Origin of the sequence: Leptospira bandrabouensis (assembly GCF_004770905.1) — a bacterium.
Lineage (GTDB): Bacteria > Spirochaetota > Leptospiria > Leptospirales > Leptospiraceae > Leptospira_A > Leptospira_A bandrabouensis.
Genome location: NZ_RQHT01000015.1, coordinates 62,641 through 86,808, shown reverse-complemented (window position 1 = coordinate 86,808; position 24,168 = coordinate 62,641). Strand labels below are relative to the sequence as shown.

Here is a 24,168-nt window from a genome sequence, read left to right as displayed (position 1 = left end):
TGATTCGAATGGGAAAGATAAACCAATTTTTCTTTTTGCTTAAAAACTGAAAAGATATTTCTCCATTAGTTATTTAACCGATTCATTTTTTTTAGGCATACTTAAGTTCGAATAGAATCGCTTGACTAAATTGGCAAATTATTAATCTTTATGAGTTAACCTGCATTACTTTTAATTCGATATATTTCATGAAAAAATTATTCCCTTCTACTTTGTATACCTCTGGTCCGATCCGTAATGGATTAGTTTTCCTGCTTTTCACTTTATTAGCGTTTTTTCTACGATATCCATCTTTTGGATATACTGCTATCGATTGGGATGAGATCACCTATTCATTAATAGGAGAGGGATGGTTACAAGGGAAACTTCCCTTTCGCGATTTATGGGACATCAAACCAATTGGTATATATATCATTTATTTTATCATTCATGGTCTTCTAGGGTTTTCTATCTTTGCAATCCGCCTTTCTACGTTGTTTGTAGTCGTTTGTTCTGCATTTATTATTTGGCTTCTGTTAAGACATTCCAATCGAACTTTTGCAATCGCTGCGGGTTTTGGGTTTTTAATTCTTTTTAGTTTTTTTCTGAATGGACTTTCCGGAAATACAGAATTATTTTATCTTTGCTTTGAAACGATTGGGGTTTGGTTTTTATTTTACGGAAAAAAACAATACCGATTGTTAAGTCCTTTGGCTTTTGGTTTTGCATTTATCATCAAATACAATACAGCCTTTGATATTCTGGGTTTTTATTTACTCCATCTTTACTTACATAGAAGGATACTTTTTAGAAACCCGAAATCTTTTTTAGGATATAGTCTTTTTTATTCCGTTGCAATTTTGCCTTTTTTAGTTAGTACCATTTGGGTATTTTCTGTTGGACTTGGAGATTCTTTTTTAGAAACACACAAAATTCTCTTTTCTAATTACGCGAAAAAAGTAACCTTTCTTGAAAAAATTGGTTCACTGCAAACATATCCAATCCTTGCAATTCTTGTTTCTGTTCAAATGGGAACCTTTGTTTTATACCTATGGAAAAAGAAAGTTCCTAAAATTTTATTGATAAGTTTTCTCTGGACATTGACTGCCTTCCTTGCTGCCACTTGGACTGGATATTTTTTTGAACATTATTATCTTCCAATGATTGTTCCAACAGTGATAGGCTCTTCGTTTCTTTTTCGTTTTATTAAATCTAATTTTTTTCCTAAATACAAACAGGAAATCATTGTGTTAATTGCTTTTTTAATTTTAATTCCAGTAGCTGTTTTCGTTCGTAAAAGAGTGATTAAACTTTCTAAGGTTTATCCAGATATTGCAAAAGAGATTTATGTAGATATAGAAAATCAAAAAGTGGATCCTCGTCCCGTGTTTGTGGCTAAAGGTACACATGGAATTTATTCTTTATTCAAACAGATCCCCATTAATCGTGTCATTCAACCAGGGAACTTTACGGATCAGTCAAATGCGAAAGCTATGTTTATTGATAATGAAGAAATCAAACTGAAAGTAATCGAAAACAAACCTGGTTTAATTTTATTCTGCGACATGGATGTATTCCAGAATCCAATCAGTAGTTATGATGCTTCGTGGAATCAGGATTTACTTGTTTTTTATTATGAGTATATTCGAAAGGAATATCAGTATTTTAAAACTTATTTCCCTAATTGCCACGTTTATTTGAAGAATGGGTTACTTTCTCGTTGAAGCCAATGGTTTCTTTTGCGATATAAATCGGACGACCTTTGACTTCGATAAAGATTCTTGCAATGTATTCGCCAAGAACTCCGATTCCAATGAGTTGGATTCCACCCAGAAAGAGAATGATAACTAAAGTTGAGTCGTAACCAGGCACATCGACGCCTTTGAAAATGACACGAATGATTCTATAAATTAAATATACAAAAGCACTAAAGGATACAAAGAATCCAAAATAACTCCATATCTTAAGAGGCATAGTGCTAAACATTAAAATCCCATCCAATGCAAAGTTCCAAAGTTTCCAATAGTTCCACTTGGAGGAACCTTTGAACCTAGCATGTCTTTCGTATTCCACGTCGATCTGCTTAAATCCCACCCAAGCAAACATACCTTTTAAAAAACGATTTTTTTCTTTCATGGTGGAAAGTGCTTTTACTACTTTTTTATCCATGAGTCGGAAATCCCCCACATCAACAGGAATTTCTACTTCGCTCATGTAACGAATGACTCGGTAAAAGTGTTTTGCCGTAAACTTCTTTAAAAAAGATTCACCTTGCCTGCTGGATCTTTTGGCTGTTACTACATCGTAACCTTCTTTCCATTTTTCAATGAGAGTGGGTATGAGTTCCGGCGGGTCTTGTAAATCGGAGTCAATCGGAATAACCACATCGCCAGTGGCATATTCCAAACCTGCCGAAACTGCGGCTTCTTTCCCAAAATTTCTAGAAAAGTCTACAATCTTAACATTTGGATTTTTTTTATGATGAAACACTAGTTTCTCAATGGTTTTGTCTCTGCTACCATCGTTTACACAAATGATTTCGTAACTTGTTTTTAAGGATAACAGGTGCGGAACAATTCGTTCAAAGAATTCATCGGCTCCTGATTCTTCGTTGTAAAAAGGAGTGATAATAGAGATCTTCTTTAGTTGACGATTCATTGTTTCTTGTCAACGATCCTTCAAAATATGCCTAAGGCAACTTTTTTTACTGGTTTTTTTGTGGTCATTTCGTTTATTTCCTTTTAGTATCTCTTAATTTATTTTGATTAAATATCTCTTATGCATTACTATCTAGTTCCCAGAAAGAATCCGAAATTATTGTCCATTATTATTCCTTGTTATAATGAAGAGTCCTCACTTCCTTTTTTAAAAGAAAGGTTAGAGGATTTAATTAAAATTTTACCGACAAAAGTCGAAGTAATCTTTGTCAACGATGGAAGTTCTGACCAAACTATTTTTCAGTTGGTATCATGGGCTGAAAAAGATCCCCAAATTCAAGTGGTTAGCCTTTCCCGAAATTTTGGGCACCAGTTAGCGGTGACTGCTGGAATGGATTATGCGAAAGGTGACGCGGTCGTTGTTATGGATGCCGATTTGCAGGACCCACCAGAAGTGATTCTAGAGATGCTAACAAAATACAGAGAAGGATATGATGTTGTTTATGGTCAGCGTTTAGCCCGATCTGGTGAATCCTTTTTTAAGAAAGCCACTGCCTGGGCTTTTTATCGATTAATGAAAATTTTAGTTCATAAAGATTTACCTTTGGATTCTGGTGACTTCCGCCTAATTTCAAGAAGGTGTTTGGACGCTCTGAATGGACTCCGAGAAAACCATCGTTTCCTTCGAGGAATGAATGCTTGGATAGGATTTCCGCAAACTCCCGTATTTTACAAACGTGATCCAAGGGTTGCTGGAGAAACAAAGTATCCTTTAAGAAAAATGTTGAAATTAGCAATGAATGCAGCTGTTTCTTTTTCTCCGCTTCCTTTACGTTTTAGTTTAGCACTTGGAATTATTGTGGCAATTATCGGATTTGCTGTGGGTTTTTATGCTTTGTTTCGAGCATTCCAACACTTTATTTTAGAAATGCCAATTGTTTACAACCCCGGTTGGGCCACCATTGTCACTCTGATATGTTTGATCGGTGGTTCCATTCTCATTTCCATAGGAATTTTAGGGGAGTACATTGCTCGCATTTTTGAAGAGTCTAAAGGGCGTCCTCTGTATGTGGTCGAATTTGTAAAAGGTTCGTCCTTAACCGAAAAATCTAAAAAACTTTCTTGATGAATCGAATTTTCCGAATAGCTCTACCGTTTGTTTTTTTAGCGATAACGCTAACTATTACCAGTTTTACTCGGCCGAGCCATAGTTTTGTTAGTGATAGTTTAACAAAAGTTTTACAGTCCATTTTTTGGATCGACAATGGATTTGAGGAACAGGGGATCCATTATCCCGGGAAAAGTATCGACCCTGATTATAAATTCTTTTATTTTAAAGAATCCTACCAATTACAGGTAAATAAAAATGGAAGTTTAATTGCACCTTTCCCTTTTTTAAATACGGTGTTGATCACACCTCTGGTAAAGTTACATTGGTTAGATGGGATCGTGTATTTGGGTGCTATTCTTTTTTGGTTATATTCTTGTTTAATTTACCGTATAACAAAAAGTTATTGGTCCTTTGTTGTGGTTCTTTTTTTTACACCCCTATTACAACATTTTCTCGCATTTTCTGACATTGCCTTCGCTTCTTTTTTCATTTGTATTTTTCTAACATCATCATTCAAAAAACCCGGATTCAATCTCACCACAATGTTTGTCATTGTCTTCGGTCTGTTTTCTTTGTTTTTAAGGACTGAAATCCTATTACTTTTCTTAGTTTTGCTATCATTCTATCTGTATTCTTTCTTTAAAAATGGGAGAGACTCAATTCAAATCCACGCGCATTGGAAACGAATTTTTGTTATTTCTATTGTCCTAGTTCTTTTTGTTGTTTCTAACTATTTGGTTTATGGTTCGATTCTGGGACCCAGGTTCGATAACAATAAAGCGGGGATCTTTCGTTTAGAAATGGATGTTTTTCTCAAGTGGAAAAGTCTCCTTCTTGGTGGCAATGGAAGGTTCGGTCTATTCGGTTATGCACCTTGGTTATTTGTTCTTTCAGGTTTATATATTTTTTTGAGTCCAGGTAGAAAAAATACATTAGGGCGAAACTTATTTTATCTTTGGGCCCTTATAATTCTTTTTGTTACTTTCCTTTCACCTAATGATTCGAATATCGATTGGGGAACTAGGTATTATTCAAGTTTCAGTATTTTTCCCATTTTACTTCTCTTCCATTTTCAATGGAGAAGGCTCGTTGGAATTAAAAAATATGTCGTAATAGTTTTTCTTTTGTTATCGTTTTCCTATTCTGTTTATATTAACTTTAAGGTTTGGAAAGAAATGAAAAAAATTTCTGTTCAAATCGAAGACTTAGTAAACAGGCTTATGGAAGATCCCGCCGATGGTTATGTTGTTGAAGACCCGACCATTGCCAATGCCTTAGGGATTATGCATGTTCAAAGTCCCATTTTTTATGGTAACCCAATGGATGTTTTCAATGAATTGGGCAGTGCCTTAAAAGGGAAACGGGTTCAGTTTTTACTTCTTCCATTGTCAAAATTAGTTAGTCCTGAAAATCCATTTTGGAAAAAGATATCTGAAACGCCAGGTTGTCAATTTGTACCAGTAAACCTGAAAAAAATATCTATTTTTTCTGTATCCTGTAAGATCAAATAAAACCTTCAAGATTGGAAGGCAGTGATCAGTCCTTCTTTTAGTTTTGATCTTGTTACTTCTGCTTGTTTAGGCAAAGTTAATTCATCTAATAGTTTTAATAAAAATCCTTCATCTACAAGTTTTCCTTCCAACACCTTTCCGATCATTCCCGCCACAATGGCTAAAATCTGCTCTAGATTTAAGTATCCTTCATTTTCTAAAATCATAGCCATTCCCAAAGCCCCCTCAGTGCCGTAGAATGCCTGTTTGGTTCCAAAAACAGTCTCATACATTCCTGCCGGAAGTGCCTCCTTTACTTTTTCTCTCATATCCACTTCACTGGGACCGTGACTTGTTCGGTTGATGAGACTGATTGCCACAGGATTTATGGTTCCATGAATTCTATGAATTTCTTCGGCAAGGAGTCTGATTTTTTTGGCGGCGTCTCTTGTGATGGCATCACGACCTAGGAAATTGAGTTTGTATAAATACTCTTCTAATTCATCACCTGTGAGTTTTCCCATACAAATGATTTGGTAGAGAGTAAAGATCATATAATCCGATTCAGTATTGTCACCCAGAAGAATCTCTTTGGCTTCTGTGGGAAGATACACTCTATCATAGAGTAGGATGGAAAGTTTATAAGACATTTGGTCAAATAAACTCTGATAGGAAGCACCTAAGAATTTTTTTGTCCGTGACCAAGCGGGTTTAAATCCATTTTGTAAAAATTCGATGGGGTTAAAGATAGTTCCGAGTACTTTATCAAAAACTCCTTTGATCGTTCCTTCTAAATATTTTAGATGTAAGGATTCAATTTGGATTCCGTCTTTTGCGATGGTAGCAAGCATGGTGCGGCGAAAAAAATGAGGACTGGCAGAGATAAAGGCTAGGGGAGCATTGGACAAAGAACTACGAAGTTCCCTGTAAAGTTCTGGCATTCCAGGTAGCGCCTGTTTTTGGTTAGGTGTTTCAAATAAAGCGGTGAACTTACCTTTGCCCGAATGGATGTCTGTGGCAAGATAGGTTTGGTCTATGTCCGAGGTTACTACCATTCCTTTATAGTCTTCGGCTAGGATTCGAAGTTTTCCCTTTCCTACAATGGTTGTTTTTCCCAAAATAGAATCTTCTGTGGAATTTAGATGGGCTAGGTCTTTGGAGTATTGGCGAAAACTATCCAGACCTTCGAGTATGACTTGAAAGTCATGAAACCCAACGGGAAGTTTGTCTCGGATCTCGCAGGAAAAAAATCCGTCTTCATCCGCTTTGATTTTTCCTGAAGTGTAAATTTTATTTCCACCAGCATCATAGACTTCTAATTTTAAAACCGGTTTTCTCACAGGAGCCAAAGAGAAATCTAGGAAAGGTGTGATTTTTGTTTCTTCCCCAATAAAAAGTCCCGTCATTAAATCCCAAAGGCCTTCTGCTTTCATGAGATCGGTAATTCCCACATCCACCACTTGGCCTCGTACGTAAGAGCGCCTCTCTCTTCCTAAAGATCCTCCGCAGACAGCAATTCTTTTGATATCGGTAATGATTGGTTGTGTGGTATTTGGTTCTTGGGACATAGAATTTATGCCCTTAAGAGTCTAAGAAAACGAGGAGCCGTCCATTCCTTTTTATGGTTTCACTACGATCTACTAATGATTTTGTCCAACTTTTGCAAAGAGAGGGTGAACTCCATGTGATTTCTGATCTCGTGGACCCCCATCTGGAACTAGCAGAAATCCAGAGACGAGTTGTGGCCAAAAAAGGCCCAGCCCTTCTTTTTACCAATGTCAAAGGGACTAAGTTTCCCGTTGCTACCAATCTTTACGGCTCTGAAAAACGAATTCACTTGGCCTTTGGCCCAAAACCTGTGGCAACCATCCAGCGCCTTGCCAAACTCGCAAAAGAGATCTTTCCCCCTAGGTTTTCCAAACTTTGGAAAGAACGATCCCTGGGACTTTTGCCTTTCCAAGTGGGCTTAAAACAGGTGAGAAGGGCCCCAGTTCTCGCTGGTAGCGTTTTATCCACAAACGAGTTACCCCAAGTGGTTTCTTGGCCAAAAGACGGAGGAGCCTTTGTCACTCTCCCTCTCGTATATACCCAACATCCAGAATCGGGAAATGGAAATTTAGGAATGTACCGGGTGCAACTTTTCGGCGACAAAACGGTAGGGATGCACATCCAAATCCACAGGGGTGGTGGCTTTCATTATTATGAAGCAGAAAAAAAAGGGGATTCACTTCCAGCTCATGTGTACATTGGTGGGCCACCAGCTTTGACCATTGCAGCGGTCGCCCCACTACCTGAAGAAATTCCGGAACTTGTTTTTGCTTCCTTTCTTATGGGAGAAAAACTGCGGATGAAAAAAGACAAAACGATTTCTCCTTATCCCATCGTGGCCGATGCTGATTTTGCTCTCATTGGTTCCATTCCTCCTCATAAGAGAAAACCGGAAGGCCCTTTCGGCGACCATTACGGATACTATTCTTTGTTACACGATTATCCTTACTTAGACCTAAAACATATTTTGCATAGAAAGGATGCCATCTGGGCGGCTACGGTTGTGGGAAGGCCTCCCCAAGAAGACCATTATATCGCTGAGTTTTTACAAGATTTACTTTCTCCCATGTTTCCACTCGTGATGCCACAAGTGCTAGGTGTCTGGGCCTATGAAGAATCGGGTGTTCATTCCCTTGCGGCAGCTGTTGTCAAAGAAAGGTATTTTCGCGAAGCCTTTATGGGGGCACTTCGCATTTTAGGTGAAGGGCAACTTTCACTTACAAAATGTTTACTTGTCACAAATGAACGTGTGAACTTAAAAAACTTTTCAGAAACGTTCAAAGTTATCACAGAAAGATCAGATCCAAAAACTGACTTTTTTATCTTTAGTCATATTAGCCAAGATACATTGGATTATACGAGTGGAACTGTCAACAAAGGTAGTAAACTTTTATGGATGGGAATTACCGATGCCAATGCACCTATTAAGTTTCCAAACCTACCAAGAGAGTTTACTGGAAATCTAAAAGACAAACGATTCACAAAACCAAAAGTTTTTTTACCGGGAGTTCTTGTGATCGAAGGATCTGCTTTCACTCCAAATGATCAATTGGCAAATCGTCTGCTCGGAGAAGACCTTGGTCGTTTCCATTATGTATTTCTTGTGGATGATTCCGAGGATGCCGTAAAAACTGATTCTGATTTTATTTGGACTATGTTTACTCGAATGGAACCTGCCTCCGATGTTTATGCAAGAACGGAAATCAAAGGGAACCATATCGCGTATCAAGTTCCTATCGTTTTTGACTGCAGGATGAAACCTTGGATCCCTGAAGTCCTAATGCCTCTTCCAGAAACGGTAAAACAAGTAGATACAAAGTTTGGAAGGATCATCGATTCTATCTGAGATAGTCTCTGTTGGAATCGGCAATCATCTAATCAAATTCCATTAGGAATGGATTTGGTTTTCTTCGTGAATGTAAAAAAGTGTATAGAAAGAATCTCTAGGGATAAAAAACTAAAACGAAACCAATGGCAAAAAAACTCACTCTCGTCACTGGAGGCGCAGGCCTCATCGGATCACAAATTATTGAAGATCTCAATCACAATGGGAACACCGATATTTTAGTTGTGGACCATTTGGGAACCACAGAGAAATGGAAAAACTTACAAAGAAATTTTTTCCTAGATTATTATGAAAAAGATAAATTCGAATCCATGTTGGATGTAAGACATCCTCTTTTAAATGAAATTTCGGAAATTTACCATTTGGGTGCATGTTCTGCCACCACAGAAAAAGATGCCACCTACCTAATGCAAAATAACTTTCATTATACGAAAAAAATGGCAGAGTTTGCTGTCACAAAAAACATACCCTTCCTTTATGCTTCCAGTGCTGCTACTTATGGAGAAGGTGAGTATGGTTATGACGACAAAGCTCCTATCGAAAATTTAAAACCACTGAATATGTATGGGTATTCCAAACAACTATTTGATCTGTATGCCAAAAAAGTGGGGATCGCAGACAGACTTGTCGGACTCAAATATTTTAATGTTTTTGGTTACGGGGAAGCCCATAAGGGAGATATGCGTAGCCTTGTTCTAAAAGGTTATGAACAAATCAGAGACACTGGAAAATTAAAATTATTTAAATCCTATAAGCCAGAATACAAAGACGGGGAACAAAAACGGGATTTTTTGTATGTAAAGGATGCAAGTAAAATTAGTATTTATCTTCTTTCTGAACGAAAGTATGGATTGTACAATGTAGGCCGGGGAATTGCGGAAACTTGGAACGATTTAGCGAACGCCTTGTTCACTTCGATGAACCAACCAATAAATATTGAGTATGTAGATATGCCCGAATCTTTAAAGGGCAAATACCAATACTATACTTGTGCAGAGATGGAAAAAATAAATCAAACAGGATATCCCTTTGGTTATACAAACCTCCGGGATGCTGTTGGGGAATATGTTAGTCTTTTATTAAAAGACCAAACCTAGTGTTTACTTTTTATACACTTTGACAATCGTTTGAATCAACTCTTTAAACTTAGGATCCTTTAGGCTATAGAACACTTGGTTTGAAGACTTACGTGATTCTAAGATTCCGTTGTTTTTCATCTTACTCAAATGTTGGGAAGCTGCCGATTGACTTGTGCCAAGAAGTTCCACAAGTTGGCCTACGGTTTTTTCTTCTTTTGCTAGGGTATATAAAATCAATAAACGAATAGGGTGCGCAATGCCTTGTATTCCTTTAATGGCTTGTTCCAATTGTTGTTTAGAAAGTTCTGTTTTTATTTTCATCACTAAGGATTCCGTTATATCCTTATGACGAATCTATACTGATTTTACCTACGAAATTTTTTTCGTTTGAAAAAAAAATGACAAAACTTTTTGGGTTGGTAAGGTTTTAAGCCCTCAATGGATACATGAGGGCACAGTCATTAATCGAAGTTAGATTCGGACTCCACCAGAAATTTCTAAGACCACTCCGGTTACCAAATCATTGGTGATAATAAACTCAGCAGTGGACGCAATCTCATCTGGTTCACCAAGTCTTCCGACAGGAATGATAGACTTCCATTTTTCCAAAGCCTCCGGATTCATATCTTTTAGAACCATTTCAGTTCCAATAAAACCAGGGGCAATTCCTGCCACTCGGATTCCAAACTTAGCAAGTTCTTTTGACCAAGTCACAGTCATAGCAGCGACACCAGCTTTGGCAGCACTGTAGTTGGTTTGGCCAGAATTTCCATGCATAGCGATCGAAGCAATGGGAATGATCACTCCCTTCTTTTGTTCCACCATCTTTGCGGCCGCTTCTCTTGCCGTTAGGAATACACCGGTTAAGTTTACATCAATGACGGATTGCCATTGGTCGATTCCCATTTTCCCTTTTACTTTTCCTGTTTCTTTGTCTACGCGGATGAGTAGGCCATCACGTAAAATTCCTGCGTTCAAAATAGCAGCATCTAGGCTTCCTTGAAAAGCCGCTGCTTCCTCAATCAGTCGAATGCTGTCTTCCTCTTTTGCCACATTGGCAACTACACCTGTGGTTTTGATCCCTTCTTTTTGGAAGAAGGAGACAGTTTCGTCCAATTTCTCTTTTTGAATGTCTGAGAGAATGATATTAGCTCCAGCCTTACCCAATCGGTAAGCCATTGCCTTTCCGAGTCCACCGGCAGATCCGGTGACGAGAATATTTGCACCTTTTAATTCCATGACCGCCATTTTTGAAAATGGCGGAATGGTGGTCGATACAATTAAGGTCTATTATTTTACAGTTAGATTTCGGCTAACTCTGCGCTACGAAACGACACATAATTGTCGTTAAATGGAATTTCGACTCGTGCGACTGTTCTATCGGGGTGGGTGATGATTCGGAATAGGTTGGGGTCAACCCCTTCGTTTTTGAGTAAAATCATAATCAGCGCAATTCCAAGACCTGCACCTTCTGTGTTGTCCATATTATCCATATAGAATTCGGCTATGTCATTGTAGTTCATTGACTTTTTCATTTTTTCCCGCATCCGAGCTTCTTCGGTTTTGATGACGGGGGTATTGTTTGTGACTTCCACAAGAAGCCCATCCAAACAATAATGAAATTTGATTTGGACATATACGCCACGTGCCAAACAACGTTTCCCGTATTCGTCAGCCATTTTCTCTGAAAACTTTTTGGAATACTCTTTAATCCCTTGGAGGTAGTCATTTTCATCAGTGATATCTAGGCCCTCATCTTCAAAAAAAACCCGCTTTTGATTGGCTTTGATTCCATTGATGGTGAGTTCTTTCGAGATTGTATAAAGCATCTCCACAAAATGACTCTGGTTGACCTCAGAAAGAATGTTGGTAATGAGTCCGAGAACGTATTGTTCTAGTTGGCGATTCATTCGAGAGGATCGTACGACAATTTTGGATTTTGCCTTTACTAAATCGGGAATTTGTGTTTCTAATTCTACAAAAGGTTTCGCCACGAATCATTCCTTAAAGTGGGGGACTATTCCCACATGGTTCTATTATCGAACCGGGAAATCCACAACTAAAATCTCAAGGGAAATTCACCGTTTTTCCTGTTTTTTTACCATTTCCAGGAAATAAACTCATTTTCCATTGACCAAAGAGCCTCATTTAAAATAGTGTAAAAAACCTAGCCTCGCTTGGAAACCCGCGCTTGGGTGGGAAACGTTTGCCCTCTTAGCTCAGTGGTAGAGCACTTCCATGGTAAGGAAGGGGTCACCAGTTCAAGCCTGGTAGAGGGCTTGTTTAGGGCTGTAGTTTAATGGTAGAACTAGGATCTCCAAAGTCCTTGGTGGGAGTTCGATTCTCTCCAGCCCTGCCAGACTACAGAATATAGAATTAGAGAACAGGACAAGGATCAATGAAAGCTACGAGTTTCATTCAGGAATGTAAAGCAGAACTTGAAAAAGTACATTGGCCTACGCGCCAGGAAGTAGTGAGTTCTACCGTTGTAGTCCTAGTTACAGTATTTATCTTTTCCCTATTTTTATCAGCTTCGGATTTTGTTTTTCTGAAACTGTTAAAGTGGTTCTGGGCATTAGGAACATAGGTAAAGTAGTGGGCGAATCTTTAGATAAAAAATGGTATGTGCTTCAGACTTATTCCGGTCACGAGAATAAGGTGAAAACTAACATTGAAAAGATGGTCCAACAACAAAAGCTGGAAGACCAGATTTTTGCGGTAAAAATTCCTTCGATGGAAGTTGCCGAAATGAAAAACGGCAAAAAGAAGGTCACAAAGAAAAAACTCATGCCGGGTTACGTTCTCGTTGAGATGAACATGACCGATGACCTTCGATTTAAAATCCAGAACTTACCTTCTGTGTCTACGTTTGTAGGCGGAAAAGGAAAGGGTCCGGAGCCACTTTCACTGGATGAAATTAAAAACTTATTCAGCGATGTGGGAAGTGTGGAATCGGAAGAAGTTTCGAGACCGCGTTTCCTTTTCAAAGTGGGCGAAACATTGAAAATTATAGATGGTCCGTTTGCAAATTTCGCAGGGGTTGTGGATGAGATTTTTCCTGATAAAGGAAGGCTCCGCGTTCGTGTAGAAATTTTTGGAAGATCTACTCCTGTGGAGTTGGATTACCTCCAAGTAAAATCGGAACAATAGAACTGATAGATTGACTTTTAGTAAGGAACTTTAAACGAGATGGCTGCAAAGAAAGTAGTAAAACAAATTAAACTCCAAGTGGAAGCAGGGAAAGCAAACCCAGCTCCTCCAGTAGGTCCCGCTCTTGGTCAAGCCGGACTCAATATTATGGAATTTTGTAAACAGTTCAATGAAAGATCTAAAAACCAAATGGGACTCAAGCTCCCAGTGGTGATCACTGTTTATTCCGATAGAAGTTTTACATTTGTAACTAAATCTCCTCCAGCTGCTCTTCTTGTGATGAAGGCGCTAGGTCTCCAAGGTGGATCTGCTACTCCACACACTGTAAAAGTGGGAACAATCAAACGAGCTCAACTAGAAGAAATTGCAAAAACTAAGATGGAAGACCTAAATGCGAACGATATGGAAGCAGCAATCAACATCATTGCTGGAACCTGCCGTTCCATGGGTGTAAACGTCGAGTAATCATTAGGAAACGGTAACCGAAGTCATGAAACGCGGCAAAAAATATATCCAACTCAAAGAGAAAGTCGATCGCACAAAGGCTTATACCCTTGGTGAAGCAGTCGGTTTGGCAAAAGCTACTAGTTTTTCCAAATTTGATGGAACTTTAGAGATTTCGACTAAAATCAATTATAAATCTCTCCAAAACGTAAGAGGGACTATCTCTCTTCCACACGGAACTGGAAAAACGATCAAAGTTTTGGTTTTCTGCAAAGGAGACAAACAAAACGAAGCAAAGGAAGCTGGTGCTGACTTTGTAGGTGATATGGACTTAATCGAAAAAGTTTCTGGTGGTTGGACTGATTTTGACGCTTGTGTGGCTACTCCTGATATGATGAAGGAAGTAGGTAAACTGGGTCCAGTTCTTGGTCGTAAAGGTCTTATGCCAAAACCAAAAGCAGGAACCGTAACTACTGATGTAGCAAAAGCGGTTAAAGAACTCAAAGCCGGTCGAATTGAATACCGCCCTGACAAAGGGGGAGTGGTTCACTTAGGAGTGGGAAAATGTTCCTTCTCTGACGACAAACTTTCTGACAATATCAATGCTGTCGTAGCAGCTCTTATGAAAGACAAACCTTCTGATGCGAAGGGTGATTACCTTAAGTCTTTCTCTGTGGCGGCCACTATGGGAATCGGCGTTAAAGTCGATGTAAAAGAACTAGTAAACGCGAACATATAACGAGTAAGAACAATGGCAAATCCATCTAAAATTGAAGCAGTAGCAGAACTTAAAAGTCGTTTGGAAAAACGACCTAACTTTATTTTAGCATCTTACAGCGGTTTAACTGTTGAAGATATGTCCAACCTTCGTGCGAAGCTTCGCAAGGAAGGATCGGAGATGAAGGTGATTAAAAACAACCTATTCCTCCGTGCATTAAAAGAGTCTTCTGAACATAAAAACAACTCCATTGACTTTGGGGATGTTTACAAAGGACCACTTGCAGCGATTTTCTCTCTGGATGCACTTCCAGCAGTAGCGAAAGTTTGTAAGGACTTTGCAAAAGATAAGAAGGAACTCGAAATCAGAACCGGCTATATGGACGGGGAAGTTTTGGGTAAATCCGGAGTAGAGGCGATTGCTGGACTTCCGTCCAAACAAGAACTTCTTTCGCAAGTGGCGCGTGGGCTCAATGCTCCTGCAACGCAAATTGCGTCTGGAATCAATCAAATCATGGCATCATTGGCTCGCGCCATCAATGCTGTAGCCGAGAAAAACGGCAATTAGTAATCATAGTGATTAGTAGGATAAGGAGAATATAGGATGTCTGTTGACGCGCTATTAGAACAAATTGGAAGTCTTACATTAGTTCAGGCAGCTGATCTAGTGAAAAAGATGGAGGACAAATTCGGGATTTCTGCTGCTGCACCGGTTGCGGTAGCGGCTGTTGCGGGTGCAGGTGGTGGCGCAGCTGCTGCTGAAGAGCCTGCAACTTTCAATGTAATCTTGAAAGCACACGGTGACAAAAAGATCGACGTTATTAAACTCGTTCGCGAAATCACTGGTCTTGGATTGGCAGATGCGAAAACGCTTGTAGAAGCTGGTGGAAAATCAGTGAAAGAAGGCGTTTCTAAAGACGAAGCTGCTGATATTAAGAAAAAACTCGAAGGTGTTGGGGCTCAAGTAGAAGTTGCTGCTGCCGGTTAATCGGTTGCCAATTTTTAAACCCAGTCTTCAAAAACTTAGAGGCAGGGAGGCCGTAGGCGTCCCCACCTCTATTTTTTCGTTTATCATATCATCTATTATTTTGTTGTCTCTAGGGAGAGTATTCCATGCATACCCGAATGCAAATTAGAAACCGGGTAAATTTCGGTAAAATTACCGACCTCAATTTACTTCCTAATCTTATCTACGTACAAAAAAAATCCTTTGATTGGTTTCTCCAGTCGGAAGTGAAAGATCCGACGAAACGTTTGAACCAAGGGTTGGAAGCAGTATTTCGTGAGTCCTTCCCCATTGAATCACCAAACAACGATATGGTCATGGAATATGGCCATTATATCTTGGGAGAGCCGAAACGCGATCCGCAAGAGTGCAAAGACACTGATTCTTCTTTTGCCGTTCCCCTAAAAGCAGTCATTCGACTCATCATCAAAGATACCGGAGAGATTCGGGAACAAGTTGTCTACATGGGAGACCTTCCTGTGATGACAGACCACGGAACTTTCATCATCAATGGTGCAGAAAGGGTAGTGGTAAGCCAGCTTCATAGATCCCCTGGTATTTTCTTTTCTTACGACCAAGTGCGTGATACTTTTTCTGCCCGAGTGATTCCATACCGAGGTTCTTGGTTGGAATTCGAAATGGACAATAAAGGGATCCTTGTTGCCAAAATCGACCGTAAGAAAAAATTCCCAGCAACCCTTCTTGTGAAAGCAATGGGAATGGGAACTAACGAAGAAGTACTTCGTTTATTCTATGGTTCTAGCAAAATGAAAATAGCCGGTGCCAATCCAAAAGACCTCAAACGTCTCATTGGCCGCCGAACTATCGCTGATATCATCAACATGGAAACGGGCGAGGTTATGCTCGATGCCGGTTCTAAAATCAATGAGGACAATATCTCCATCCTTCGTGAAATGAAGGTAAAAGATGTGGATGTCATTGAATTTCCGAAAGGAAAGGACAACCCAGTTCTTATCAATTGCCTTGAAAAAGACGGTGTGAACGACTACGAAGATGCAGTGAAAAAATTTCACACCATCATGCGTCCGGGTGAACCTTCTACAATTGAAAATGCAGAAGCAGAACTAAAAAGGCTCTTTTTCTCTCCTAAAACTTTTGATTTAGGAATTGTGGGTCGTTATAAAATCAACAGTAAGTTCGAATTCAACAATCCAAAAGAATTCTCAAAAGCAGAAGACCGAGTTTTAAGAAAACAAGATATTATCGAAACCGTTCGTTACCTTGTGATGCTTATGTCGGAAGCGGAAAACTATTATCCAGATGATATTGACCACTTAGGAAACAGAAGGATCCGTTCAGTGGGTGAGCTTATTGCCAACCAATTGAAACTTGGATTCTCTCGTGTGGAACGAGTGATCAAAGAAAGGATGACAGTACAAGAGCCGGAACAACAAACTCCGCAGCTTCTTATCTCCATCAAACCGATCACTGCGGTGATCAATGAGTTTTTTGGGTCTTCGCAACTATCTCAGTTTATGGACCAAACCAATCCTTTGGCGGAACTTACCCACAAACGTAGGTTAAATGCTCTTGGACCAGGGGGACTTTCTCGTGACAGAGCAGGTTTTGAGGTTCGTGACGTTCATTATTCACACTATGGTCGTATGTGCCCGATTGAAACACCGGAAGGTCCAAACATTGGTCTCATTCTTTCCATGTCTAGTTTTGCAAGGGTCAACGATTATGGGTTTATTGAAACTCCATACCGCCTTGTGAAAAACGGAAAAGTCCAAAAACAAGTAGAATATCTTACTGCGGACAAAGAAGAATACCACTATATGGCGCAGTCCAATTCAACCGTGGATGAGAAGGGAGAATTTACTTCTAAACTCATCTCCACTCGCCATAGAGGGGATTTCCCTTTCCGTAGTCCATCTGAGATTCAATATATGGATCTGGCTCCACTCCAAGTTGTATCGGTTTCTACAGCACTCATTCCGTTCTTAGAACATGATGATGCGAACCGCGCCCTAATGGGTTCGAACATGCAACGCCAAGCGGTGCCACTTCTCACAGAAGAAGCTCCTTTTGTGGGAACAGGGATGGAAGCTCGTGCGGCTTATGACGCAGGGGTTTGTATCGTTGCCAAAAAAGACGGTGTGGTTTCTAAAGTGGATGCAACAGGTGTTTGGATCAAAGAAGACCAATCCAAAGAGATTGTTCATTACCCACTCATTAAATTCAAAAAAACCAACCAAGGAACTTGTTTTAATCAAAAACCGAACGTTTCTATGTTACACACCACAACTGGTGGTAAGGTAGCTAAGGTTTCTAAGGAACGTGTGGAGATTACAACTCCAAACGGTGAAAAAGAAACTCATGAACTTTTCCACTCGGAAGAAGTGCAGTTTGTCGCAGTAGTGAAGGAAGGCCAAGACTTAGGAATTGGTGCTCCTGTTGCGGGACAGCTGATCAAGGGCGAAAAATACGGAGAGTTTGGACAAATCCTGCAAAAAGGAACAGTCCTTGCGAACGGACCTTCCACTGACGCTGGTTACTTGGCTCTCGGACGTAACGTTCTTGTGGCATTTATGCCTTGGGAAGGTTACAACTTTGAGGATGCGATTCTAATTTCAGAACGAATTATCAAAGACGATGTTTTCTCATCGATCCATATTGAAGAGTTCGAAATCCAAGCTCGGGAAACCAAACTCGGACAAGAACAAATCACTCGTGACATTCCAAACCTTTCGGACAAAGCGTTCCGTGATTTGGATGAGTCAGGTGTGATTCGTGTGGGTGCAGAAGTAAAACCTGGTGACATCCTGGTTGGTATGGTGACTCCCAAAGGAGAAACCGACCTCACTCCTGAATACAAACTATTACACTCCATCTTTGGAGAGAAGGCAAAAGAAGTAAGAGATTCCTCTCTTCGTATGCCAAACGGTTTTGAAGGAACTGTGATCGATATCAAACGTTATTCCCGGGAAACAGGCGATGAACTCGCAGCTGGCGTGGAAGAAATGGTGAAAGTGTATGTGGCTCGTAAACGTAAACTCCTCGTGGGTGATAAGATGGCGGGTCGTCACGGAAACAAAGGGGTAGTTGCCCGTGTGATGGCACAAGAAGATATGCCATACATGGAAGATGGAACTCCTGTTGATATCGTGCTAAACCCACTAGGGGTTCCTTCAAGGATGAACCTCGGTCAGATTTTTGAAACACAACTTGGTTTCGCTGCCAAAAAACTAGGAATCAATTTTGAAACTCCTGTGTTTGATGGAGCTACCGAAGGTGACGTTCATGAATTCTGCAAAAAAGCGGGATTACCGGAAAACAGCAAATTTCAGTTATACGACGGAAGAACGGGAGAAAAATTCATCAACCAAGTATTCTGCGGATACATTTACATGTTGAAACTGGCTCACTTGGTGGATGACAAAATCCACGCAAGATCTACTGGACCTTACTCACTCGTAACGCAACAACCACTCGGTGGTAAAGCACAGTTCGGGGGACAAAGGTTAGGGGAGATGGAAGTTTGGGCTCTTGAAGCGTATGGTGCATCACACACCTTACAAGAGTTACTCACCATCAAGTCAGACGACATGTTAGGACGTGCAAGAATTTACGAAGCGATTGTGAAAGGAATCCACTCGATCAAACCGGGAATTCCTGAATCATTCAACGTTCTTGTGCAGGAACTCCGAGGTCTTGCCCTCGATATCATCATCAAAGACTCCGAAGGATTGGAAGTGGATATCTCTGATTACGAAGATGAATTCTCGAAAAACAAAAAGAAAATCAAATTCGAGACCATTGAAAACGTTTAGGAAAGGGAAAAAGTATGAGAAATTACAATAGTTTTGAATCGATTACGATCCGTTTGGCTTCACCCGAGCGGATCAAAGAGTGGTCTTTCGGGGAAGTGAAAAAACCTGAAACGATCAACTACCGTACCCTAAAACCGGAACGAGATGGTCTTTTCTGTGAAAAAATCTTTGGAACCACAAAGGATTGGGAATGTTACTGCGGTAAGTTCAAATCCATCCGTTATAAGGGTGTGGTTTGCGACAAATGCGGGGTTGAGGTAACTCACTCCAAAGTGCGTCGTGAGAGAATGGGCCATATTGAACTTGCGGCTCCAGTATCGCATATTTGGTACTACCGTTCGGTTCCATCACGTATGGGACTCCTTCTTGATATGACGATCAACCAACTCAAAAGTGTTCTTTACTTTGAGAAGTATGTGATCATTGACCCAGCTGATTCCGGAAGGAACAGAGGGGAACTCATCGATGAAGATGAATACCATAATTATTTAGATGAATACGGTGATAAGTTTATCGCAGGAATCGGTGGGGACGCCATCAAAGAACTTCTCGCACGCATTGATGTGGATGCAGAAGCTCGTGTGATCCGCCAAAAAATCCAAGATAAAAATAAAATCTCTGACAAACGTATTTTTAAACGTTTGGAAGTTTTGGAAGCGTTCCGGGATTCCGGAAACCGCCCTGAGTGGATGGTTCTGGATGTAGTTCCGGTCATCCCACCTGAACTTCGCCCTATGGTTCAACTCGAGGGGGGACGTTTTGCCACCTCCGACCTCAACGATTTGTATCGTCGTGTGATTAACCGTAACAACCGTTTGAAACGCCTACTTGCTTTGAAAGCTCCTGAGATCATCGTTCGTAACGAAAAACGTATGTTACAAGAAGCAGTGGATGCTCTTTTTGATAACAGCCGTCGTAAACGAACTGTAAAAGGAAAAGGAAATCGTCCGCTTAAGTCGATCTCCGATATGCTCAAAGGAAAACAAGGTCGGTTCCGACAAAACCTACTCGGAAAACGGGTAGATTACTCTGGTCGTTCCGTAATCGTTGTAGGTCCTGAACTAAAATACCACCAAATGGGTCTTCCTAAAAAAATGGCTTTGGAACTTTTCAAACCATTCATTATGAAGCGCCTTGTGGATTTGGAACTAGCACCAAACATCAAATCTGCGAAGAAAAAAATCGAAGCGGAAGACAAAGAAGTTTTTGATGTATTGGAAACCGTTGTCAAAGAACACCCAGTGTTACTCAACCGTGCTCCAACACTCCACAGACTTGGAATCCAAGCATTTTTACCAGTCCTTGTAGAAGGAAAGGCAATCAAACTCCACCCACTCGTTTGTCACGCGTTTAACGCCGACTTTGACGGGGACCAAATGGCGATCCACGTTCCGCTGGCTCCAAAAGCACAGCTTGAAACTTGGATGCTTATGTTATCACCGCATAACATTTTGAATCCTGCGAACGGACAACCGATTTGTGGACCAACGCAAGATATCGTTCTTGGAATTTACTACCTCACTTCGGAAGTAAAAGATGCGAAGGGTGAAGGTAAATTCTTCACAGGGCTTGAAGAAGTCATGTATGCGATTGAAACAAAAACAGTTGAGATTCGCTCCAAAATCTCCGTTCTACACGAAGGGAAAATCATCGAAACCACACCGGGAAGACTTATCTTCAACCAAGTGATGCCAAAAGGGTATGTTTATATCAACAGAACCCTCGGTGATAAAGAAACAAACAAAATCATTGCAGACGTATACGAGAAGTTTGGACCAGGGATCACTGTTGTGATGTTAGATGAGATCAAACGACTTGGTTACCGTTACGCGACTGTATTTGCTCCTACTATCTCGATTGATGACATCCGAGTTTCTCCTCAAAAAGAAGGTCTAGTAAATGATGCCAACAAAGAAGTGGAAAAAGCGGATATGGAGTACCGTAAAGGTATCATCACAAACGAAGAACGTCGTAAAAAAGTAATCGAAATTTGGACCAAAACCAATGACCGCATTACCGAAGGGATGTTCAAGGAACTCGAAAAAGACCAAGCGGGATTTAACCCGGTTTATGTCATGGCAGCTTCTGGTGCTCGTGGATCCAAACAACAGATCCGTCAGCTTGCTGGGATGCGGGGCCTTATGGCGAAACCGTCTGGGGAAATCATCGAACTTGCGATACGTTCCAACTTCCGAGAAGGTCTTGGGGTATTAGAATTTTTTATCTCCACACATGGTGCGAGAAAGGGTCTTGCGGATACGGCGTTAAAAACTGCCGATGCCGGTTACCTCACTCGTCGTCTTGTGGATATTTCTCAGGATGTGATCGTATCGGAAGATGATTGCGGAACGAAACAAAACATCACGCTCGGAATCGTAAAAGAAGGGGAAAATGTCATTGTTTCTCTTGCGGACAGAGTGTTCGGTCGTTATACTGCAGAAGACCTAGTTGACCCTGTGACAGAAAAAGTGGTATTTCCAAAAGACACTCTCATTACAAGAGCACTTGGTCAACAGATCGAAAACCTTGGTTACGATAAAATCAAGGTAAGATCACCTCTTACTTGTAGGTCTCGCCACGGAATTTGTACAAAATGTTACGGTATGGACATGGCACGCCTTGTCCCTGCTGAGATTGGGGAAGCGGTGGGAACCATTGCGGCTCAGTCCATCGGTCAACCAGGAACGCAGCTGACAATGAGAACCTTCCACGTGGGTGGTGCGGCATCTGCTACCATTTCCGAAAGAGAACATAAAGTGCCTTATCGTTCTATCGTAAAATCAATTAACGGTCGTCTTGTGACTAATGCAAACTCTGCAAAAGTATTTGCTCGTCGCGGAACCATCATCGTCAACCGACTCATCCAAGAATTCAATACAGATTCACTTTCCAGTGTTCGTGTTGTGGATGGACAAAGATTGGAAAAAGGGGAAGTATTTGCGACCCAAGTTGGTGAATCAACAGAACAGCGAATCACTTCAGACCAAGCGGGAACTGTTTCTCTTGTAGGAACCACTCTTCGCATTCTTGGGGATGATTTTGTAATTCCAGTCAAAATTGGAACGATCTTAAAGGCAGAAGAAGGCCAAATCGTAGAAGAGAACAAAGCACTCGCTGAGTTTGACCCTTTTAACGAAGTGGCAGTATCAGAAGCCGCAGGAACTATCCAATGGGAAGATTTAGAAATCGGTAAAAACGTTCGTCGTGATGTGGATCCAAAAACTTCCAATATCATTTTGAAAGTAGTAGAACAAAAGAAAGACCGATTAGTTCCAAAAGTTCTCATTGGCTCTGATGAATATTCAGTTCCAGTGGATGCTCTTCTCCAATTCCAAGATGGAGACAAAGTGAGAGAAGGGGATATCATCTTCAAAATCCCATCAGTGGCAGAAAAAACTCGTGATATCACGGGTGGACTTCCTAGGGTAGATGAACTTTTTGAAGCTCGTCGTCCGAAAGATGCCTGCACACTCGCTGAAATTGACGGAAAGATCGAAGACAAAGGGGAAATCGTAAAAGAAAAACGTATCCTCTACATCATTCCAGAAACAGCAGAACAAGAAAAAGTAAAAGTAGCCATCCCTGTCGGAAAACAAATCCGTGTGCGCCAAGGGGACTTCGTGAAACGGGGAGACCAGTTGGATGAAGGAAACTTTGATCCACATGATATCCTTGCCATTAAAGGACCAAATGCCCTTCATGAGTATTTAGTTTCTGAAGTTCAAGAAGTTTACCGTCTGCAAGGGGTGCATATCAACGATAAACACATCGAAGTTGTGGTTCGCTCCATGTTACGTAAGGTGGTTATCACTGATAGTGGGGACACATCTTTTGTGAACCAACAACAAGTGGATAAATTCCTCTTTGATGAAGAAAATGATCGAGTGGAAAAAGAAGGGGGATCTCCGGCACAAGGAACTCCTGTTCTTCTCGGACTCACAAAAGCATCTCTAAACACTGAGTCGTATTTCTCAGCAGCATCTTTCCAAGAAACTACTAAGGTTTTAACAGATGCGGCCATCAAAGGAAAAACAGACAATCTAGTGGGACTCAAAGAGAACGTAATCATCGGTCATATGATCCCTGCGGGAACCGGTATGAAAAAATACCGTGACATCGAAGTCTTCAAGGACCTTCCAGGAGACTTGGATTGGGATCTAGAATCAGAAGAAGAGGAAGAAGAAGTTTCTGAACTTTCTGAGTCGGCTCCAGTTTCCACTGCCACTCTTTCCAGACTTGTTGCCGAAGAGGACGAGGATGAGGATGAGTTGGAAGAAGAATCTGACGACTCCGATGATGAGGACGATGACGATTAGCCGAAAGTAGAATTTTCTAGAAATCATTCAAATTGGATGGTTTCTAGGGACAAAAATCGTGTTTTCGTTTACAAAATGTCCCTATCTGGAATTTTGGACGAAAACGTCATTATTTTTTTAAAGACAGAGAAGTAGAAGAAGGAATCGAATGCCTACAATTAACCAGCTCATCCGCAGAGGAAGAGAAGACCAAAAGAAAAGAACTAAATCTCCTGCCCTTAAGGCTTGCCCACAAAGACGTGGAGTTTGCACAAGGGTAATGACCTTTACTCCTAAAAAACCGAACTCAGCTCTTCGTAAAGTAGCAAGGGTTCGTCTTACCACTGGAATTGAAGTGACTGCTTACATTCCGGGCGAAGGTCACAACCTCCAAGAACACAACGTGGTTCTCATCCGTGGGGGAAGGGTAAAAGATTTACCAGGGGTTCGTTATCATATCATTCGTGGAACACTGGATACACTCGGTGTGGACAAACGTCGCAAAGGACGTTCAAAATACGGCGCTAAGCGTCCTAAAGCGTAATCGGAGAAAGGTATATGTCTAGAAGAAGAGGAAAAGTTGAACCGCGCCATATCGAAGGCGATCCTAAATACAATGACAAAGTGATTTCTAAATTTATCAACTGCCTAATGGTAGATGGTAAAAAGAGTGTTGCTGAAGCCGTTTTCTACGATGCGTTAGAAGTAATTGCTAAAAAAACAGGACAAGATCCGTTTGCAGTTTTCCAAGAAGCATTGGAAAATGCAAAACCACAAGTAGAAGTAAAATCTCGCCGTGTGGGTGGGGTAACTTACCAAGTTCCGATCGAAGTTCGTCCAGAAAGACGTCTTGCTCTTGGTATCAGATGGCTAATCAAATATAGCCGTGGAAGAAACGAAAAGTCAATGAAAAACAAATTGGCTGCAGAATTCATGGAAGCACAAAAAGGCACAGGATCTGCGATTAAGAAAAAAGAAGACATCAGAAAGATGGCAGACGCCAACAAGGCATTCTCCCACTACCGCTGGTAGTTTTTATCATTCGATTCCAA

At 40.7% G+C, this 24,168-nt stretch carries 20 protein-coding genes and 2 tRNA genes; 17 read left to right on the top strand and 5 right to left on the bottom strand.

Annotated features, from left to right (window positions below):
* Positions 1–188 precede the first annotated feature (188 nt).
* Positions 189–1,703, top strand: a complete 1,515-nt coding sequence (locus tag EHR07_RS17975; RefSeq protein WP_135746416.1) for an ArnT family glycosyltransferase — start codon at positions 189–191, stop codon at positions 1,701–1,703.
* On the opposite strand, the gene EHR07_RS17970 is transcribed toward EHR07_RS17975, so the two are convergent.
* Positions 1,660–2,637: a glycosyltransferase family 2 protein gene (locus EHR07_RS17970; protein ID WP_135746415.1), complete on the bottom strand. Its 978-nt coding sequence runs from the start codon at positions 2,635–2,637 to the stop codon at positions 1,660–1,662. The two genes, EHR07_RS17975 and EHR07_RS17970, sit on opposite strands and share 44 nt — an antisense overlap.
* Before the next feature lie 120 nt (positions 2,638–2,757).
* Here EHR07_RS17970 and EHR07_RS17965 point away from each other — a divergent pair, with 120 nt between their 5' ends.
* Together EHR07_RS17965 and EHR07_RS17960 are read left to right on the top strand one after the other, a co-directional pair.
* Positions 2,758–3,762 (top strand): glycosyltransferase family 2 protein, encoded by a 1,005-nt coding sequence (locus tag EHR07_RS17965; protein WP_135746414.1) that lies wholly within the window; start codon positions 2,758–2,760, stop codon positions 3,760–3,762.
* Positions 3,762–5,258 carry an LA_3751/LA_3752 family putative glycosyltransferase gene (locus EHR07_RS17960; RefSeq protein WP_135746413.1) on the top strand — a complete coding sequence of 499 codons (1,497 nt, stop codon included), beginning with the start codon at positions 3,762–3,764 and terminating at the stop codon, positions 5,256–5,258. The genes EHR07_RS17965 and EHR07_RS17960 overlap by 1 nt, the downstream gene beginning before the upstream one ends.
* A gap of 5 nt (positions 5,259–5,263) precedes the next feature.
* Here the strand turns inward: EHR07_RS17960 and EHR07_RS17955 are convergent, their stop codons facing one another.
* Positions 5,264–6,805, bottom strand: coding sequence for a phosphatase domain-containing protein (locus tag EHR07_RS17955; RefSeq protein WP_135746412.1), 1,542 nt, complete (start codon positions 6,803–6,805; stop codon positions 5,264–5,266).
* Positions 6,806–6,858: 53 nt separating this feature from the next.
* On the opposite strand from EHR07_RS17955, the gene EHR07_RS17950 reads away from it, so the two are divergent.
* Both EHR07_RS17950 and rfaD read left to right on the top strand, forming a co-directional pair.
* Positions 6,859–8,631: a UbiD family decarboxylase gene (locus EHR07_RS17950; RefSeq protein WP_135746411.1), complete on the top strand. Its 1,773-nt coding sequence runs from the start codon at positions 6,859–6,861 to the stop codon at positions 8,629–8,631.
* A gap of 125 nt (positions 8,632–8,756) precedes the next feature.
* Complete coding sequence (gene rfaD / locus EHR07_RS17945) at positions 8,757–9,728, top strand: ADP-glyceromanno-heptose 6-epimerase (RefSeq protein WP_135746410.1); 972 nt, start codon at positions 8,757–8,759, stop codon at positions 9,726–9,728.
* Positions 9,729–9,731: 3 nt separating this feature from the next.
* On the opposite strand, the gene EHR07_RS17940 is transcribed toward rfaD, so the two are convergent.
* The 3 genes from EHR07_RS17940 to EHR07_RS17930 all read right to left on the bottom strand — a co-directional run bounded on the left by EHR07_RS17940 (position 9,732) and on the right by EHR07_RS17930 (position 11,704).
* Positions 9,732–10,031 carry an ArsR/SmtB family transcription factor gene (locus EHR07_RS17940; protein ID WP_135569095.1) on the bottom strand — a complete coding sequence of 100 codons (300 nt, stop codon included), beginning with the start codon at positions 10,029–10,031 and terminating at the stop codon, positions 9,732–9,734.
* A gap of 150 nt (positions 10,032–10,181) precedes the next feature.
* On the bottom strand, positions 10,182–10,949 hold the full coding sequence (locus EHR07_RS17935; protein WP_135746409.1) for an SDR family NAD(P)-dependent oxidoreductase: 768 nt from the start codon (positions 10,947–10,949) through the stop codon (positions 10,182–10,184).
* A 62-nt stretch (positions 10,950–11,011) separates the two neighbouring features.
* Positions 11,012–11,704, bottom strand: coding sequence for a histidine kinase (locus tag EHR07_RS17930; protein ID WP_135746408.1), 693 nt, complete (start codon positions 11,702–11,704; stop codon positions 11,012–11,014).
* A 214-nt stretch (positions 11,705–11,918) separates the two neighbouring features.
* Here EHR07_RS17930 and EHR07_RS17925 point away from each other — a divergent pair.
* From EHR07_RS17925 to rpsG, 12 genes are all read left to right on the top strand, one after another.
* A tRNA-Thr gene (locus EHR07_RS17925) sits at positions 11,919–11,990 on the top strand.
* A 5-nt stretch (positions 11,991–11,995) separates the two neighbouring features.
* Positions 11,996–12,069, top strand: a tRNA-Trp gene (locus EHR07_RS17920).
* Between the two features lie 39 nt (positions 12,070–12,108).
* Positions 12,109–12,297: a preprotein translocase subunit SecE gene (secE, locus tag EHR07_RS17915; RefSeq protein WP_002973751.1), complete on the top strand. Its 189-nt coding sequence runs from the start codon at positions 12,109–12,111 to the stop codon at positions 12,295–12,297.
* 8 nt (positions 12,298–12,305) lie between these two features.
* A complete protein-coding gene (gene nusG / locus EHR07_RS17910) occupies positions 12,306–12,860 on the top strand; it encodes a transcription termination/antitermination protein NusG (RefSeq protein ID WP_135746407.1) in 555 nt (184 codons plus the stop codon).
* 39 nt (positions 12,861–12,899) lie between these two features.
* The gene (rplK, locus tag EHR07_RS17905; RefSeq protein WP_135746406.1) at positions 12,900–13,325 is read left to right on the top strand and encodes a 50S ribosomal protein L11; all 426 of its coding nucleotides are present in this window, start codon (positions 12,900–12,902) and stop codon (positions 13,323–13,325) included.
* A 25-nt stretch (positions 13,326–13,350) separates the two neighbouring features.
* A complete protein-coding gene (gene rplA, locus EHR07_RS17900; protein WP_004783789.1) occupies positions 13,351–14,043 on the top strand; it encodes a 50S ribosomal protein L1 in 693 nt (230 codons plus the stop codon).
* Positions 14,044–14,055: 12 nt separating this feature from the next.
* Positions 14,056–14,589, top strand: coding sequence for a 50S ribosomal protein L10 (rplJ, locus tag EHR07_RS17895; protein WP_135580121.1), 534 nt, complete (start codon positions 14,056–14,058; stop codon positions 14,587–14,589).
* Positions 14,590–14,625: 36 nt separating this feature from the next.
* Positions 14,626–15,009, top strand: a complete 384-nt coding sequence (gene rplL, locus EHR07_RS17890; protein ID WP_004783509.1) for a 50S ribosomal protein L7/L12 — start codon at positions 14,626–14,628, stop codon at positions 15,007–15,009.
* A gap of 125 nt (positions 15,010–15,134) precedes the next feature.
* Complete coding sequence (gene rpoB / locus EHR07_RS17885; RefSeq protein ID WP_135746405.1) at positions 15,135–18,821, top strand: DNA-directed RNA polymerase subunit beta; 3,687 nt, start codon at positions 15,135–15,137, stop codon at positions 18,819–18,821.
* Between the two features lie 14 nt (positions 18,822–18,835).
* Positions 18,836–23,137: a DNA-directed RNA polymerase subunit beta' gene (gene rpoC / locus EHR07_RS17880; protein ID WP_135746404.1), complete on the top strand. Its 4,302-nt coding sequence runs from the start codon at positions 18,836–18,838 to the stop codon at positions 23,135–23,137.
* Positions 23,138–23,285: 148 nt separating this feature from the next.
* Entirely contained in the window at positions 23,286–23,660 is a 375-nt protein-coding gene (gene rpsL, locus EHR07_RS17875; protein ID WP_135569107.1) for a 30S ribosomal protein S12, read from the top strand.
* A 14-nt stretch (positions 23,661–23,674) separates the two neighbouring features.
* Positions 23,675–24,148, top strand: a complete 474-nt coding sequence (gene rpsG / locus EHR07_RS17870; RefSeq protein ID WP_015678186.1) for a 30S ribosomal protein S7 — start codon at positions 23,675–23,677, stop codon at positions 24,146–24,148.
* Positions 24,149–24,168 lie beyond the last annotated feature (20 nt).

What these genes read in the sequence shown, in the direction of transcription:
- rpoB (WP_135746405.1), top strand. Translation starts at nt 15,135, where the DNA reads ATGCATACCCGAATGCAAATTAGAAACCGGGTAAATTTCGGTAAAATT.
- rplA (WP_004783789.1), top strand. Translation starts at nt 13,351, where the DNA reads ATGAAACGCGGCAAAAAATATATCCAACTCAAAGAGAAAGTCGATCGC.
- EHR07_RS17935 (WP_135746409.1), bottom strand. Translation starts at nt 10,949, where the DNA reads ATGGAATTAAAAGGTGCAAATATTCTCGTCACCGGATCTGCCGGTGGA.
- EHR07_RS17975 (WP_135746416.1), top strand. Translation starts at nt 189, where the DNA reads ATGAAAAAATTATTCCCTTCTACTTTGTATACCTCTGGTCCGATCCGT.
- rpsL (WP_135569107.1), top strand. Translation starts at nt 23,286, where the DNA reads ATGCCTACAATTAACCAGCTCATCCGCAGAGGAAGAGAAGACCAAAAG.
- EHR07_RS17960 (WP_135746413.1), top strand. Translation starts at nt 3,762, where the DNA reads ATGAATCGAATTTTCCGAATAGCTCTACCGTTTGTTTTTTTAGCGATA.
- EHR07_RS17950 (WP_135746411.1), top strand. Translation starts at nt 6,859, where the DNA reads ATGGTTTCACTACGATCTACTAATGATTTTGTCCAACTTTTGCAAAGA.
- rpsG (WP_015678186.1), top strand. Translation starts at nt 23,675, where the DNA reads ATGTCTAGAAGAAGAGGAAAAGTTGAACCGCGCCATATCGAAGGCGAT.
- EHR07_RS17965 (WP_135746414.1), top strand. Translation starts at nt 2,758, where the DNA reads ATGCATTACTATCTAGTTCCCAGAAAGAATCCGAAATTATTGTCCATT.
- EHR07_RS17955 (WP_135746412.1), bottom strand. Translation starts at nt 6,805, where the DNA reads ATGTCCCAAGAACCAAATACCACACAACCAATCATTACCGATATCAAA.
- secE (WP_002973751.1), top strand. Translation starts at nt 12,109, where the DNA reads ATGAAAGCTACGAGTTTCATTCAGGAATGTAAAGCAGAACTTGAAAAA.
- rplJ (WP_135580121.1), top strand. Translation starts at nt 14,056, where the DNA reads ATGGCAAATCCATCTAAAATTGAAGCAGTAGCAGAACTTAAAAGTCGT.
- rplK (WP_135746406.1), top strand. Translation starts at nt 12,900, where the DNA reads ATGGCTGCAAAGAAAGTAGTAAAACAAATTAAACTCCAAGTGGAAGCA.
- rplL (WP_004783509.1), top strand. Translation starts at nt 14,626, where the DNA reads ATGTCTGTTGACGCGCTATTAGAACAAATTGGAAGTCTTACATTAGTT.
- rpoC (WP_135746404.1), top strand. Translation starts at nt 18,836, where the DNA reads ATGAGAAATTACAATAGTTTTGAATCGATTACGATCCGTTTGGCTTCA.
- EHR07_RS17940 (WP_135569095.1), bottom strand. Translation starts at nt 10,031, where the DNA reads ATGAAAATAAAAACAGAACTTTCTAAACAACAATTGGAACAAGCCATT.
- rfaD (WP_135746410.1), top strand. Translation starts at nt 8,757, where the DNA reads ATGGCAAAAAAACTCACTCTCGTCACTGGAGGCGCAGGCCTCATCGGA.
- EHR07_RS17970 (WP_135746415.1), bottom strand. Translation starts at nt 2,637, where the DNA reads ATGAATCGTCAACTAAAGAAGATCTCTATTATCACTCCTTTTTACAAC.